The sequence below is a fragment of the Dactylosporangium sp. NPDC051541 genome (assembly GCF_044454505.1).
Classification (GTDB): domain Bacteria; phylum Actinomycetota; class Actinomycetes; order Mycobacteriales; family Micromonosporaceae; genus Dactylosporangium.
In genome coordinates this window covers 260,943-275,536 of the sequence record NZ_JBITDU010000007.1, presented here as the reverse complement: position 1 = coordinate 275,536, position 14,594 = coordinate 260,943, and the positions used below count along the sequence as shown (strand labels likewise).

The 14,594-nt window shown below is 73.7% G+C and carries 13 protein-coding genes; 9 read left to right on the top strand and 4 right to left on the bottom strand.

The window, feature by feature from the left end; translation table 11 throughout:
* Positions 1–20 precede the first annotated feature (20 nt).
* The 5 genes from ACIA8L_RS30470 to ACIA8L_RS30450 all read left to right on the top strand — a co-directional run bounded on the left by ACIA8L_RS30470 (position 21) and on the right by ACIA8L_RS30450 (position 5,289).
* Entirely contained in the window at positions 21–887 is an 867-nt protein-coding gene (locus tag ACIA8L_RS30470; protein WP_395910016.1) for a universal stress protein, read from the top strand.
* Positions 888–899: 12 nt separating this feature from the next.
* Positions 900–3,614, top strand: a complete 2,715-nt coding sequence (locus ACIA8L_RS30465; protein ID WP_395910015.1) for a cation-translocating P-type ATPase — start codon at positions 900–902, stop codon at positions 3,612–3,614.
* Complete coding sequence (locus ACIA8L_RS30460; protein ID WP_395910014.1) at positions 3,611–3,847, top strand: SHOCT domain-containing protein; 237 nt, start codon at positions 3,611–3,613, stop codon at positions 3,845–3,847. Before ACIA8L_RS30465 ends, ACIA8L_RS30460 begins: the two co-directional genes overlap by 4 nt.
* A gap of 138 nt (positions 3,848–3,985) precedes the next feature.
* Positions 3,986–4,306: an HPF/RaiA family ribosome-associated protein gene (locus tag ACIA8L_RS30455; protein WP_395910013.1), complete on the top strand. Its 321-nt coding sequence runs from the start codon at positions 3,986–3,988 to the stop codon at positions 4,304–4,306.
* Between the two features lie 107 nt (positions 4,307–4,413).
* Entirely contained in the window at positions 4,414–5,289 is an 876-nt protein-coding gene (locus ACIA8L_RS30450) for an alpha/beta fold hydrolase (protein WP_395910012.1), read from the top strand.
* A 13-nt stretch (positions 5,290–5,302) separates the two neighbouring features.
* Here the strand turns inward: ACIA8L_RS30450 and ACIA8L_RS30445 are convergent, their stop codons facing one another.
* Together ACIA8L_RS30445 and adhE are read right to left on the bottom strand one after the other, a co-directional pair.
* Entirely contained in the window at positions 5,303–6,277 is a 975-nt protein-coding gene (locus ACIA8L_RS30445) for an Acg family FMN-binding oxidoreductase (RefSeq protein WP_395910011.1), read from the bottom strand.
* 29 nt (positions 6,278–6,306) lie between these two features.
* Positions 6,307–8,940, bottom strand: a complete 2,634-nt coding sequence (adhE, locus tag ACIA8L_RS30440) for a bifunctional acetaldehyde-CoA/alcohol dehydrogenase (RefSeq protein ID WP_395910010.1) — start codon at positions 8,938–8,940, stop codon at positions 6,307–6,309.
* A gap of 125 nt (positions 8,941–9,065) precedes the next feature.
* On the opposite strand from adhE, the gene ACIA8L_RS30435 reads away from it, so the two are divergent.
* The gene (locus ACIA8L_RS30435; protein ID WP_395910009.1) at positions 9,066–10,034 is read left to right on the top strand and encodes an Acg family FMN-binding oxidoreductase; all 969 of its coding nucleotides are present in this window, start codon (positions 9,066–9,068) and stop codon (positions 10,032–10,034) included.
* Positions 10,034–11,266, top strand: a complete 1,233-nt coding sequence (locus tag ACIA8L_RS30430; RefSeq protein ID WP_395910008.1) for an acetyl-CoA hydrolase/transferase family protein — start codon at positions 10,034–10,036, stop codon at positions 11,264–11,266. Before ACIA8L_RS30435 ends, ACIA8L_RS30430 begins: the two co-directional genes overlap by 1 nt.
* 56 nt (positions 11,267–11,322) lie before the next feature.
* Here the strand turns inward: ACIA8L_RS30430 and ACIA8L_RS30425 are convergent, their stop codons facing one another.
* Positions 11,323–12,009 carry a CBS domain-containing protein gene (locus ACIA8L_RS30425; protein WP_395910007.1) on the bottom strand — a complete coding sequence of 229 codons (687 nt, stop codon included), beginning with the start codon at positions 12,007–12,009 and terminating at the stop codon, positions 11,323–11,325.
* A gap of 167 nt (positions 12,010–12,176) precedes the next feature.
* On the opposite strand from ACIA8L_RS30425, the gene ACIA8L_RS30420 reads away from it, so the two are divergent.
* Complete coding sequence (locus ACIA8L_RS30420; protein WP_395910006.1) at positions 12,177–12,944, top strand: universal stress protein; 768 nt, start codon at positions 12,177–12,179, stop codon at positions 12,942–12,944.
* A gap of 36 nt (positions 12,945–12,980) precedes the next feature.
* Positions 12,981–14,108 carry an erythromycin esterase family protein gene (locus ACIA8L_RS30415; protein ID WP_395910005.1) on the top strand — a complete coding sequence of 376 codons (1,128 nt, stop codon included), beginning with the start codon at positions 12,981–12,983 and terminating at the stop codon, positions 14,106–14,108.
* Here the strand turns inward: ACIA8L_RS30415 and ACIA8L_RS30410 are convergent.
* Entirely contained in the window at positions 14,077–14,583 is a 507-nt protein-coding gene (locus ACIA8L_RS30410) for a DUF2231 domain-containing protein (RefSeq protein ID WP_395910004.1), read from the bottom strand. The two genes, ACIA8L_RS30415 and ACIA8L_RS30410, sit on opposite strands and share 32 nt — an antisense overlap.
* Between the last annotated feature and the right edge of the window lie 11 nt (positions 14,584–14,594).

Here is a 14,594-nt window from a genome sequence, read left to right as displayed (position 1 = left end):
ACCACCGTCAGGAGGCAACGATGAGCACCAACGCGAACCCACCCCGGATCATCGTCGGCTACGACGGGTCGGACGCGTCCCGGCAGGCGGTCGACTGGGCCGCCGACGAGGCCGAGCGCACCGGCACGCAGCTGCAGATCGTCAACACCTACCAGGTCTTCTGGCCGGGCGCCTACTATGCTGCGGCGCTCGAGCCGACCGACGCCGCCCGCAAGGCGGCCGAGCAGCTCGTCTCCGACGTCGCCGGCCAGATCCGCGCCCGCGGCTCCGGCCTCGACGTCATCGGTCTGAGCATCGACGCTCCGGCCGCCTCGACGCTGCTCGACCTCGGCGATGCCGGCGCACGCCTGCTCGTGGTGGGCAGCCGCGGCGCCGGGGGCCTGAGCAACCTGGTGATGGGCTCGGTGAGCCAGCAGGTCGCCACCCACGCCCACGTCCCGGTCGCCGTCGTGCGGGGGCGCTCCGCCGCCGCCGACGGACCGGTCGTCGTCGGCGTCGACGGCTCGCCGTCCAGCCCGGACGCGCTCCGCCTGGCCTTCGAGGCGGCCCGCGGCCGCAGCACGGAGCTGGTCGCGATCCGGACCCATGTGACGCCCGCCCAGCCGGCCCGGCCGCTGCCCGACATCGAGGCGATCGAGCGGATGGCGCTGGACACCTCGCTGGAGCCCTGGCGGGCGGAGTACCCGGACGTGAAGGTCGAGGCGCTGGTCGCTGCGGGCCGGGCGGCCAAGGTGCTCGTCGGTGTCTCGCACACCGCACAGCTCGTCGTCGTCGGCAGCCGCGGCCACGGCGGCTTCGCCGGGTTGCTGCTGGGCTCGGTCGGCCAGCAGCTGATGCATCACGCCGAGTGCCCGGTGCTGATCGCTCACCAGCGCCGCGACATGTGAGCGGTCCTTGCCATGACCATCGCGACCAGTGCGGCCCCCGCCGCGCAAGACCCGCGGGAACCGGTCGACCTGCTGATGCGCGACCTGCGCTGCGGCGCCGGCGGCCTCCCGGCCCGGGAGGCCGCCCGCCGGCTGCTCGTATACGGACCGAACGAGCTGGCTCGGCGCGGCGGCCGGCGATGGTGGCGCGAGCTCGTGCGCCAGCTCGTCCACCCGCTCGCCGCCCTGCTGTGGCTCGCGGCGGCGCTGGCGCTGGTCGCCGGCACCAGCGCGCTGGCGATCGCGATCGCGATCGTCGTGCTCGTCAACGCGGTGTTCGCGTTCGTCCAGGAGCAGCAGGCGGAGCGGGCCGTGGAGGCGCTGGCCGCCTATCTGCCCCAGCGGGCGACGGTGCTGCGCGACGGCGTGCGCGTCACCATCCCGGCCGTCGAGCTGGTGCCCGGTGACGTCCTCGTGGTCGAGGAGGGCGAACGGGTCTGCGCCGACGCCCGGCTCATCGAGGGCGGCGTCGAGGTCGACCTGTCGACGCTCAACGGGGAGTCCCTGCCGGCCTACCGCTCCGCCGATCAGGCCGACCGCGGCGGGCCGCTGCTGGACGCCCGCGACCTCGTCTTCAGCGGCACCAGCTGCACCGGGGGCGAGGCCACCGCCCTCGTCTACGCCACCGGGATGCGCACCGAGCTCGGCCGCATCGCGGCCCTGACCCAGCGCGTCGGGCGCGACGAGAGCCCGCTGGAGATCCAGGTGAAGCGGGTCGCCTGGCTCATCGCCCTGGTCGCGGTCACCGCCGGACTGGCGTTCCTGCCGCTGGGCACGTTCGCGGCGCACCTGTCCACGGCCGCGGCGTTCACGTTCGCCATCGGCCTGCTGGTGGCCAACGTGCCCGAAGGACTGCTGCCCACCATCACGCTGGCGCTCGGCATGGGCGTGCGCGAGCTCGCCCGCGGCGGCGCCGTCGTCAAGCGGCTCAGCGCTGTGGAGACACTCGGCTCCACGACCGTCATCTGCACCGACAAGACCGGCACGCTGACCATGAACCGGATGCGCGTCACCGCGGTGTGGACCCTCCCGCAGCGCATCGAGCTCGAACCGGGCCACCCCGAGCCGCTCGGTGTCGTGCTGCGGCTGGCCGCGGCGGCCGCGCGGTGCAACAACGCCACCCTGGACCCGGAGGCGGGCGACCCCACCGAGACCGCGCTCCTGCACGCAGCTGTCTCCCTCGGCGTCCCCGTGGACGCCGTCGCGCGCCGCCGGGAACAGCGCCGCCAGTTCCACTTCGACCCGGCCCTGCGCCGCATGTCCACCGTCGACGAACTCGGCGGCGAGACGTGGCTGCACGTCAAGGGCGCGCCCGAGGAGCTGATGCCGCTGTGCTCGCGGATCGCCGCGGCCACGGGCGATCACGACTGCACCGAGGCCGACCGGGCGGCGGCCGCGGCCGCGGTCGGCGAGCTCGCCGCGCACGGCCTGCGGCTGCTCGCCGTCGCCGTGCGGCGGCTGCCGCCGGGCCCGGTGCCCGAACGCCGGGAAGACGCCGAGCGTGACCTCACGCTGCTCGGCCTCATCGCGATGTTCGACCCGCCGCGTCCGGAGGTCGCCGCCGCCGTCGAGCGCTGCCACACGGCGGGGATCCGGCTGATGGTGGTCACCGGCGACCACGGGCTCACCGCCTCCGAGATCGCCCGGCGGGTCGGCATCGGCACCGCCGACACCCCGGTCGTCACCGGCGCCGAGCTCGACGCCATGCCCGAGGCCGACCTCGACCGGCTGCTCACCACGCACCGCGAGCTGATCTTCGCGCGCAGCTCCCCCGAGGCGAAGCTGCGCATCGCCGACGCCCTGCGGGCGCAGGGCCACGTGGTGGCAATGACCGGTGACGGCGTCAACGACGCGCCGGCGCTGCGGCGGGCCGACATCGGCGTCGCCATGGGCGTCGCCGGGACCGACGTCGCCCGTGAGGCCGCGACGATGATCCTCACCGACGACAACTTCGCCACCGTCGTCACCGCGGTGCAGGCGGGCCGCCGGGTCTACGACAACGTGCGCAAGTTCATCCTCTACATCTTCGCCCACGCCACCCCCGAGGTGGTGCCGTTCCTGGTCTTCGCTCTCTCGGGCGGGGCCGTGCCGCTGCCGCTGACGGTGCTGCAGATCCTCGCCATCGACCTGGGCACCGAGACGCTGCCGGCCCTGGCGCTGGGCCGCGAACCGGCCGAGCCCGGGCTCATGGACCGGCCGCCGCGAGCCCGCGGGCAGGGTGTCATCCAGGGGCGTTTGCTGGTGCGGGCCTGGGCCGTCCTGGGCGGCGTGTCGGCGCTGCTCGTGCTGGCCGGGTTCTTCGCCACGCTGCTCGCCGGCGGCTGGCACCCCGGCGACCCGACCGGCCCGGGCACGCCGCTGCACCAGGTGTGGCAGGAGGCGACCACGATGACGTTCCTCGGCATCGTGGCCTGTCAGATCGGCACCGCGTTCGCGGCCCGCACCCAGACCGCACCGCTGCGGGCCGTCGGACTGTTCACCAACCACTTGCTGCTGTGGGGCGTACTCTTCGAGGTCGCCTTCGCCGCAGCGCTGGTCACCGTGCCGGCCCTGCGCGGGCTGTTCGACACCGCAGTGCCCGGTCTGGACCGGCTCGCGCTGCTGCTGCCGATGCCGTTCGCGGTCTGGGGGGCCGACGAGTTGTGGCGGGCCCGGCTCCGGCGCCGGGACCGCCGGCAGAGGAGATGAGACCGATGATGTGGCATCACTACTCCGGTATGGCCGGCTACCCGCTGGGCGGCCTGCTGCTGATCGTCCTGCTGTTCGTGGCCGCGGCCGGCGCGGCGGCGTTCGCGCTGCGCGGGCCGGCCTCCCCGCCCGGCCGCCGGGACGCCGCGGCCATCCTGGCTGAGCGTTACGCGCGCGGTGAGATCGACGACGAGGAGTACCAACGCCGGCGCGACCAGCTGAGCCGGCCCTGACCCGCACGGGCCGGCCGGGACGGGACCTCGGACCGGGCGCGCGGGCCGGAAGACCCTACAGCGACGCGGCCCGCCGGAGATCAAATGGTGACAGGCGGAGATCTTCCCGCCGAGCGCTCCGGCGAAAGGACGACGACGATGTCCCGCACTCACGACGAGGTCGAGGTCAACGTGCAGCTGCCGCCCGGCATGGAGCCACAGGTGCAGCAGTACGCCCGCGCGAAGGTCACCGCGGTCCTCGGGCACACCGGCCGCCCGGTGCTGTTCGCCCGTGTGCGGCTCGACCAGACCGGCAACCCGGCCGCGGTGCGGCCGGTCACGGCTCGCGCGGAGATCGACCTCAACGGCCAGGTCATGCACGCCGAGGCGTGCGCCGACACCCCCTACGAAGCGCTCGACCTGCTGCAGGACCGCCTGCAGACCCGCCTGGACCGCCAGCACACCCACGTGCACCGATAGGAGGCGGGCGACGGCACAGCCGGCGGCCCGGGCCTCGGCCCGGGCCGCGCTCGTGCACCCGGGGTCGTGCGGCGGGGTCGTAGGCTCGGACGGGGCGGGAGGCCGACATGACGACTGCATTGCGAAGGCCGGTCGAGGTCCGGATGCTCGCGGACGGCCCGATCGAATACCGGTTCGAACGGCGCGGCCCCGGGGTGCTGCTGGTGCTGCACGGCGGGCACATGCGGGCCGGCCTGGCCCTCGGCGAGGAGGCATTCGCAGCGGCCGGCTGGACGGTCCTGGCACCCTCGCGGCCCGGCTACGGCCGCACCGCGCCGCGCGCCGGCGACTCCGTCGCGGGCTTCGCCGACGCGGTCCGGGCGCTGTGCGACGAGCTCGGCATCGCCCGGGTCGCCGCGGTCGTCGGCATCTCCGGCGGTGGCCCGACGGCCGTCGCGCTCGCCGCCCGCCACCCCGGCCTGGTGGAGCGGCTGGTGTTGATGAGCGCCGTCGGGCCGTTGCCGTGGCCGGACCGGCTCACCCGGCTCGGCGGCCGGCTCGTCTTCCGGCCCGGCGTCGAGGCGGTCACCTGGGCCGCGATCCGGCTGTTCCTCCGCGTCGGCGGCCGCCGGGCGCTGCATGCGCTGCTGGCCGGCGTCTCGACCGGCCGCGGGGTCGCGGCGCGGGCCGGGATCGGCCCGGCCGACGAGGAGATGCTGCTCGCGTTGTTCGGCGCGATGCGGTCCGGCCGCGGGTTCATCCAGGACCTGCGGCCCGGGCCGGATCGGGGCCGGCCGGGGCGGCAGCCGGCGCTGGTCATCGCGTCGCGCACCGACGGCGGGGTGCCGTTCGCCCACGCCGAGGCGCTCACGGCCGCGCTGCCCGGGGCGACCCTGGTGGTCAGCCGCGCGGCCGGGCACTTCGTGTGGTGCTCACCCGACTGGCCGGCGATCGCCGAACGCATCGACGCCTTTCTGCGCTCGCCCCCCGGGCGGGACGATTGACGACCCGGCCGTGTCAGGGCAGACCGATGACGTCCGTGCCGGAGCGGCGCACGGCCGGTGGGACGGGGTCGGCGCCGGTGACCGGGACGCCGATACGCAAAGCGATCGCCGGGAAACCGACGCCGCCGAAGTGCCGGCGCAGTGCCTGACGCACCGGCTCGACCTCGATCACCTCGCTGATCGGGGAGGCGGCCAGGCCCCGGGCGGTCAACGTGAGCCAGACGTCCGACAGGGCCTCACCGGCGGCGAGCCAGTCCCGCGGCTCGTCGGTGTCGATGACCAGGATCGCGTACACCGTCCCCCGATCCTGGCCCGGGCCGGGGGCCAGGGCGGACGGACGGGCGGGTGAGAGGTTTCGGGGTGCGATGGTGCGCCGGCCGGGCGGGGTGACGCTGCGGGGCGTCACCCCGTCGCGGTCGTCGCGGGTGCGGGTGGTCCAGGCCAGCACGTCGTCGCGCATGCCGGCGTCGTCGTACTCGACCGCACTCGCGTGGGCCACCGCGGCCGCGAACGCGGTGAGCTCGCCGGGCGGGACCGCGTACAGGTGCACGGCGTGCCGTTCGACCGCCATGCGCAGCTCCTCGACGACCGCCGCCGTGGGTGGCTCGTCGGCGAACGGGCGGCGATCGGTACGGCGCTGGTAGATGGCGCGGTACAGCTCGTCGTCGGGCGGCGCGGACGGGCCGCGGCGCAGCCGGGCGACCAGGTCCGGGCGGGCCGGGTCGGGCCGGCGCTCGACATGGGCCGTGAAGCCGGCCGCCCGCAGCGCCACCATCGCGTGGTGCAGGGCCGTGCCGCAGCTGAGCAGCAGCAGGCGGCCGTCGGGGTCGAGGCCCGGCAGCTGCCGGGTGCGGTCGGCCCACAACTCGGCGTGCGCGGACGACAGCTGCCAGCGCCACGGCTGGGTGTTCAAGATGGACGGTGCGCGCAGCGCCGCGATCGTCGCCTCGGCGATCTGGTCGATCTCGGCGCGTCCTGGCTTCGTCATCGCCCGCTCCTTTCGCGAATTGACCGGCGTCAGCTCTCGGTGGTGCCGTAGTACGCGGTGCGCATGATTTCGCGCAGGTCGGCCAGCATGGGCATGCGCGGGTTGGCGGGTGCGCACTGGTCCAGGTAGGCGTTCATCGCCTGCTGCGGCAGCGCTTCGAGGAACGCCGCCTCCTCGACGCCGGCGGCCCGCAACGACGGCTCGATACCGACCTCCGTGCGCAGGCGCTCCACCGCGCGGGCGTAGGACTCGACGCCCTCCGCGGGTGTGGCGGCCGGGAGGCCGAGCATGCGGGCGATGTCCTGGAAGCGCTCCGGGGCAACGTACCGCTCGTACTTCGGCCACGAGTTGAGCTTCGCCGGCACCTGGCCGTTGTGCCGGATCACGTGCGGCAGCAGGATCGCGTTCGTGCGGCCGTGCGCGATGTGGAACGTCGCCCCGAGCGTGTGCGCGCAGGCGTGCACGATGCCGAGGAACGCGTTGCCGAACGCCATGCCCGCGATCGAGCCCGCGTTGTGCATCTTCTCGCGCGCGACCGGGTCGGCGGCGCCGTTGTGCACGGCGGCGGCGAGGTTGGCGAAGATGAGCCGGATCGCGTGCAGCGCCAGGCCGTCGGTGTAGTCGCTGGCGTACACCGACACGTACGCCTCCGTGGCGTGGGTGAGCGCGTCGAACCCGCTGTCGGCGGTCACGCTCGGCGGCAGGTCGGCGGTGAGCACCGGGTCGACGATCGCCACGCTCGGGGTGAGCGCGTAGTCGGCGAGCGGGTACTTCATCCCGGTCGCCGTGTCGGTGATGACCGCGAACGGGGTGATCTCGGCGCCGGTGCCCGAGGTGGTCGGGATACACACGAGCCGGGCCAGGGTGCCGAGCGTCGGGAACGTGAAGGCCCGCTTGCGGATGTCGAAGAACTTCTCGCGCATGTCGGCGAACTCGGTGCCGGGGTGCTCGTAGAGCAGCCACATCACCTTCGCCGCGTCCATCGGCGAACCGCCGCCGAGCGCGACGATCGTGTCGGGGCGGAACTGCCGCATGAGCTCCGCGCCGCGCTCGACCGTGCTCATCGTCGGCTCCGGCTCGACGTTGTCGAGGATCTGTACGGTGACCGGGTGGGCGCCGGCGCGCAGGGCGGCCCGGATCCGGTCGACGTAGCCGAGCCGGGTCATCGTCGGGTCGGTCACGATGGTCACCCGGTGCACGCCCGGCATGTCGGTCAGGTAGCGGATCGCGTTCGGCTCGAAGTAGATCTTCGGCGGGACCTTGAACCACTGCAGGTTGTTGGTCCGCCGCCCGACCCGCTTGATGTTGAGCAGGTTGACCGCGGAGACGTTGCCCGACACCGAGTTTCGCCCGTAGCTGCCGCAGCCGAGGGTGAGCGACGGCAGGAAGGCGTTGTACACGTCGCCGATCCCGCCCTGCGACGACGGCGAGTTCCAGATGATGCGGACGGCCTGCACCCGACGCCCGTACGCCTCGGCCACCTCGGCACTCGCCGTGTGGATGACGGCGCTGTGGCCGCGGCCGTCGAACTGCACCATCTGCTCGGCGAGCCGGAACCCCTCGTCCTGGGTGCCCGGCCGCAGCACCGCGAGCACCGGGCACAGCTTCTCCCGGGTCAGCGGCTCGTGCGGGCCGACACCGGCGACCGGCACCAGGATCACCGAAGTGTCGGCGGCGACGGAGAACCCGGCCCGCTCGGCGATCCAGGCCGCGGACATCCCGACGACGTCGGGGTTCACGCGGGTACCCCCACCGAAGACGAGCTTTTCCAGACGCTCCTTCTCATCGGGCGTCGCGATGTGCGCGTGCAGCCGCTCGAACTGCGCGAGGGCCGCCTCGGCGATCTCCTCGTCGAGGATGACGGCCTGCTCGGACGCGCAGATCATGCCGTTGTCGAAGGTCTTGGACACCACGACGTCGTGGACCGCGCGCACCACGTCGGCGCTGCGCTCGATGTACGCCGGGACGTTGCCCGGGCCGACCCCCAGCGCCGGCTTGCCGGCCGAATAGGCGGCACGGACCATGCCGCCACCACCGGTGGCCAGGATGACAGCGACTCCCGGGTGGGCCATCAGGGCCTGGGTCGCCTCGATCGAGGGCTGCTCGATCCACTGGATGCAGTGCCGGGGCGCGCCGGCTGCGATGGCGGCGTCCCGCACGATGCGCGCGGCCTCGGCGCTGCAGCGCTGCGCCGACGGGTGGAAGGCGAACACCACCGGGTTGCGGGTCTTCAGTGCGATCAGGGCCTTGAAGACCGTGGTCGACGTCGGGTTGGTGACCGGGGTGACGGCGCAGACGACGCCGACCGGGTCGGCGATCTCGACGATGCCGTCGATCTCGTTGCGGGCCACGACGCCGACGGTGCGCAGCCCGGCCAGGCTGTGCGCGATGTGCTCGGAGGCGAAGACGTTCTTCACCGCCTTGTCCTCGAACACGCCGCGGCCCGTCTCCTCGATCGCCAGCTCGGCCAGCCGGCCGTGCGCGCTCAGCGCCGCGACGGAGGCCTTCTTCACGATGTGGTCGATGCGCTCCTGGTCGAACCCGGAGTACTCCTCCAACGCGGTGAGCGCCCGGCGCACCAGGCGGTCGGTCACGGCTTCGGTGGCCTCGACGCTGATCGCGAGCTCGGCGGGCGGTGGGGCGAGGGTGCCGGTCACCGTCATCACATCCCTTCTCGGTTCGGTTCAATCCAACGCCGGTTCGGGCACCGGCCCCAGAGCCCGCAGGCCCGCCGACCCGGGTCCAACGGCCCTGCCGGGGGCGGACCGCGGTCGGCGATCCTGGGCTCATGGCCGAGCAGCTTTCGCAACGATCGGTCGCGGCCTGCGTGCGCGCCGCCGTGGCCGCCCCGTCGATGCACAACACCCAGCCGTGGCGATTCCGGTTCGACGGGACCGGTTTCGACGTGCTCGCCGACCCGGAGCGGGCGCTGCGGGTCGCGGACCCGCACGGCCGGGCCCTGCACATCAGCTTGGGGGCGGCCGTGTGCAACCTGCGGGTCGCCCTGGCCGCCGACGGCTGGGTGTCGCGGCTGGCGCCGACGGCCGAACCGGCCGGCGCGGTCCGCGTCGTTCCGGTCGCCGTGCGCGATCCGAGCCCCGACATCCAGGCCCTGGCTCTCGCGGTCGCCCGCCGCCGGACCAACCGGGACCCCTACGCCGACGCAGCGGTGCCCGTGGCCATGCTGGAGTCGCTGCGCCGCGCGGCCGCGACCGGCGCCACTCGCCTCGTCGTGCTCGACCCGGTGCGCCGCGGCGCCGTGCTCGCCATCACCCACGCCGCCGACACCTGGCTGCGGGCCGACCCTCAATACCGGCGGGAACTGGCCCGCTGGACGAGCGAGTACGGTGACCGCCGCGACGGTGTGCCGGCCGCGCTCTTCGGCGCGAAAGCCACGACGGCCGCCCTGCCGCTGCGCGACTTCGGCCTCGAACTGCCCACCCTGTCGCGGGAGGCGGCGCGGTTCGAGCGGCACCCGACCATCGTCGTGCTGCACACCCGGGGCGACGCGCCGGCGGCGTGGCTGGACGCGGGCACCGCGCTGCAGCGGGTGCTGCTCACCGCCACCGTGCACGGGCTGTCGGCCCAGCCGATGACGCAGGCCCTCGAGGTGCCACACCTGCGCCGCCTGCTGGCCGCCCCGGGTGGCCGGTGGTACCCCCAGATGATCCTCCGCATCGGCTTCGGTGACCCCGTCGGGGCGAGCCCGCGCCGCCCGCTGCGGACCTTCGTCCCACAGCGAACAGGAGTTGCCTGATGCGAACGGTGACCGAGGCCGAGCTCGGCCCTATTCTCGCGGCGCTGCCGGGCGTCCCGCGGATCGTGGCGAGCGGCAACTTCGCGGCCCCGCAGCGGCTGCTGGCCCTCGCGGACGCGAACATCGCCGAGTTTCGGCTCGTGATGCTCAACGCGCAGCCGGGCATCCCGGACCGTGACGGTGTCACGCACGAGACACCGTTCGTGGGCCCGGGCATGCGGGGCGGGCCGCGGCTGCGGTACTTCCCGTGCCGTCTCTCGCTCGTACCGTACCTGCTGCGCCAGCGCCTGGCCCCGGACGTGGTGCTCCTGCACACCTCACCGCCGGCCGACGGCGCGGTCAGCCTGGGCGTGGAGGTCAATGTGCTGCCGGCCGCGATCGAGGCGGTCCGGGCCCGCGGCGGACTGGTCGTGGCCCAGGCCAACCCGGCCATGCCGGTCACGCTCGGCGACGCCCGGATCCCGCTCGAGGCCGTGGACTACCTGGTCGAGTCCGACGAGCCACTGGTCGCCCACGCGCCCGCGGCGCCGGATGAGATCTCCCGGGCGATCGGCGAGCGGGTGGCTTCGCTGGTGCCTCCGCACGCCACACTGCAGCTGGGCATCGGCGCGATCCCCGACGCGACCCTCGACGCCCTGCTGGACCGGCGCGACCTGCGGATCTGGTCGGAGATGTTCAGCGACGGCGCCCTGGCGCTGGAGAAGGCCGGCGCGCTCGACCCCGAGGTGCCGATCACCGCGTCGTTCTGCTTCGGCTCCGCGCAGCTCTACGACTGGATCGACCACAACCCCCGCGTGCGCATGCTGCGCACCGAGAAGACCAACGACCCGGGCACGATCGCCGGCCACCCGGCCCTCATGAGCATCAACAGCGCCCTGCAGGTCGACCTGTTCGCCCAGGCCAACGCCAGCCGCATCGGCGGGCGCACGCACTCCGGCTTCGGCGGCCAGACCGACTTCATCGTCGGGGCCATGCACGCACCGGACGGCCACGCCATCATCGCCCTGCGCTCGTGGCACCCGAAGGCCGACGTCTCCGCGGTCGTGCCGCTGCTGGCCGGCCCGGTGACGTCGTTCCAGCACAGCTACATCGTCACCGAGCAGGGCACCGCCCGGATCTGGGGCCGCGACAGCGTCGAACAGGCGCAGGAGATCCTCGACCACGCCGCCCACCCGTCGGTCCGCGACAGCCTCCTGGACGCCGGCCGCCGCCTGGGCCTGCCGCTGCGCTGAAACGCAAGACCGGGCGGTTCCGCCGCGGCGGGACCGCCCGGTCGGCCGGGCCGGCATCAGAACATGACCGGTGCCTGGTAGGGCCGGGTGTCGTCGTCGACGATCGGGGAGAGCTGGCTGACCACGTCGACCACCCCGTCGGTTCGCTCCACCTGCCTGATCACCAGCGGGATCAACGAGGAGCGCTCGACCTGGCCCAGCAGCGTCACCACGCCGTCGTCGACCTCGACCCTCAGGTGGGAGTGGTCGACGCCGACCAGGCCGGCCAGCGCGGCGTCCTGGATCTCCCGGCGGATGTCCTCGTCCGCGCGCAGGAACACCTTGAGCAGGTCGCGCCGGGTGACGATGCCGACCAGGCGGCCCAGGTCGTCGACGACCGGCAGGCGCTTCAGCCCCGCCGACTCCATGATCCGGGCCGCGGCCGGCAGGGACGCGCCGCCGGTGATGGTCACGGCGGGGGCGTGCATCAGCTCACCGGCGGCGGTGGCGTGGGCCTTGCCGCGGGCCTGGCGGGTGTGCCGGCTCTCGAACAGCCGGACCCGGTCGTCGTCGCCGGCGAACTCGATCTTCGCCAGCAGGTCGGCCGAGGACACCACGCCGACGACCCGGTCGAACGCGTCGACCACCGGCAGCGCGTTGACCTCGTGCAGCTCGAGCAGATCGACGATCTCCTTGAACGGTGTGTCCTCCTGGACCGACACCGCACCGACGGTCATCACGTCGGCGACGTCCCAACGGCTCATCACGGCCTCCTTCAGCCTGTCACCTCAACGTCACAGTCCGAACATATGACCGGCCGGTGCCGCTGGGCAGGGTCCAACGGCCCCTCACGGAGGAGCCGTGCGGCACGTCCGGCGGCCGGGCCCGCGTGCGAGTGTCGAGATGGGACTTCCACCGTCGGGAGGCAGCTGTGAACGGCATCGGCGACGTGATCGTGGGTATCGATGGCACCGCGGCGAGCGACGCGGCCGTGCACTGGGCTGTGGCGGAGGCGGCGCGGATGGGGCGCCCGGTGCGGCTCGTGCACGCCGAGAGCGACCCGGTCGACACGCTCGTGCGGCTGGCGGCGCAGGCGGCCCTCGTCGTGGTCGGCAGCCATGGGCGAAACGCCCTCACCGAGGCCGTGTACAGCGCGACCGGCACCCGGGTGGCCATGCGGGCCCCGGGACTGGTCGCGGTCGTGCGGGGTCGGGTCGACGCGGCCGACGGCCCGGTCGTCGTCGGCGTGAGCGGGTTGCGGCACGACGACCGGCTCCTCGACACGGCGTTCGCGGCGGCGGCGCGCCGTGGGTGCGAGCTCGTCGCGATCCATGTGTTGCCGCCCCAAGCCGCGCCTTGGGGCATCGGGATTCCGCCACTGGCGCCGAATCCGGTCCAGGCCCGGGCGAATCTGCTCAGCGACCTCACCGACGACGTGCAGCGCTGGCACGACAAGTATCCGACCGTGCCGGCCATGGCCCGCGTGCCCGGCGGCGATCCGGCGAGTGTCCTGCTCGACGCCTCCGCCGAGGCGCAGCTGCTGGTGCTCGGCGGGCGGGCGCACGGGCCGGCGGCCGGGCTGCTCGCCGACTCGGTCGGGCACCGGCTGCTGTACCACGCCGCCTGCCCGCTGCTGATCCAGCACCCTCACCAGGGTTTGAAGGTTGCAACGTCGGCAAGCACTCTTCGTCTGGCCTGAGCCTCAACCCGCGTTCCAGCGGTACGATACATCTGCATGACCACGGAACTGCCCAACCTCATACCCGCGTCCTGCGAGCTGCTCGCGTTCGGTGAGCCGGTGCATTCGGAGCCCGCCTTCGGCCGCCGCCGCAACGCGATGCTGGCCGAGCTGGCCGAGTTCGGCTTCCGGTCCATCGTGCTCGAGGTGGACCGGGTGGCCGCGCACATCGTCGACGACTACGTGCGCGAGGGGATCGGCGACCTCGACACCGTGCTCCGGGAAGGGTTCTCGCACCAGTGGGGGGCCTTCCCCGCCAACCGCGAACTCGTCGCGTGGCTGCACGAACACAACGCGACGCGCGCGCCGCAGGACCGGATCGCGTTCTACGGCTTCGACGCTCCGACCGAGAACATGCACGCCCCGAGCCCGCGCGGCTATTTGGAGTACACCCGCGAATATTTGGATCTGCAAATCGATTTGGGGGTACTGGCCGGAGCCGACGACCGCTGGAGCCGGACCGAAGCCGTCCTCGACCCCGCGCGGTCGCCCGGGGCCACGGAAGCGGCCGGACAGCTCCGGCTCATCGCCGACGATCTGCTGACCGAGCTGCACCGGCGGGCCCCGGAGCTCATCGCCGCCACGTCCCGGACGGCGTGGCTGCGGGCCCGGGACCAGCTCATGGCCGGGATCGGGCTGCTGCGGTACCACCGCGCCTGTGCCGTCCCCGAAGACGACCGCAACGCCAGGGTGTCGCGCCTCCTGGCCGTCCGCGACGTACTCATGGCCGAGCACCTCCTCGACCTGCGCCACACCGCCGCCCCCGCCCTCGTCCACGGCCACAACTCACACCTGCGCCGCGGCCCCAGCCGCTGGGTGATCGGCGACCTCGACCTCAGCTGGGCCGGCGCCGGGGCCATCGTCGCCCCGATGCTCGGCCCGCGGTACACGGTGATCGCCGGCAGTCTCGGCTCCAGCACCGCCCTCGACCTGCCCGATCCCCACCCCGACACCTACGAGGGCCGGCTGGCCGAGGGCCTCACCCCCGCCCAAGCGGTCCCGGCCGCCCGGACCCGCGCCGACACGCGACCGCAGCAGGGCTATCAGCCGCTGGACGCGGACACGATCGCCGGTGTCGACGCGGTTCTGCACATCAGTCGTGCCCAGGCTTCGCGACCGGACTGAAGCTGCCGGTCCACGCGGCCTTGGCCCCGGAGTCGCCGATGCGGTAGATGCCGTAGACGCCGGCCGCCGCGGCGACCAGGGCGAGCGCCGCGACCACGGCCGTCACCGCGGTGGACAGCGGCGCCAGGAACGTCCGGCGGCCGGCGGCGTCGCCCGCCTCCCGGTTCCGCCACCATACGATCAGCGCCAGGACCGCGATGGGGATGGCGTAGAAGATCGCCGTGTCGCCGAGCTCGGCGTGCTCGCGCAGCAGGGGCGTGCCCGGCATCCGGTGCTCGAGCCACTCGCCCGCGTCGGTCGTCAGCGGCACCAGCAGCACCACCAGCCAGGCCAGGATCGCGTTCGGGCCGGCGAGCCGGCGACGGGCCGCGGGCCACACCGCGGTCAGCGCGAGCAGCAGCGCGGACAGCGGCAGCAGCACCACGACCGCGTGCACGAGCAGCACGTGCGCGGGCAGGCCGTTGAAAGTATCCATGTGCACAGGCT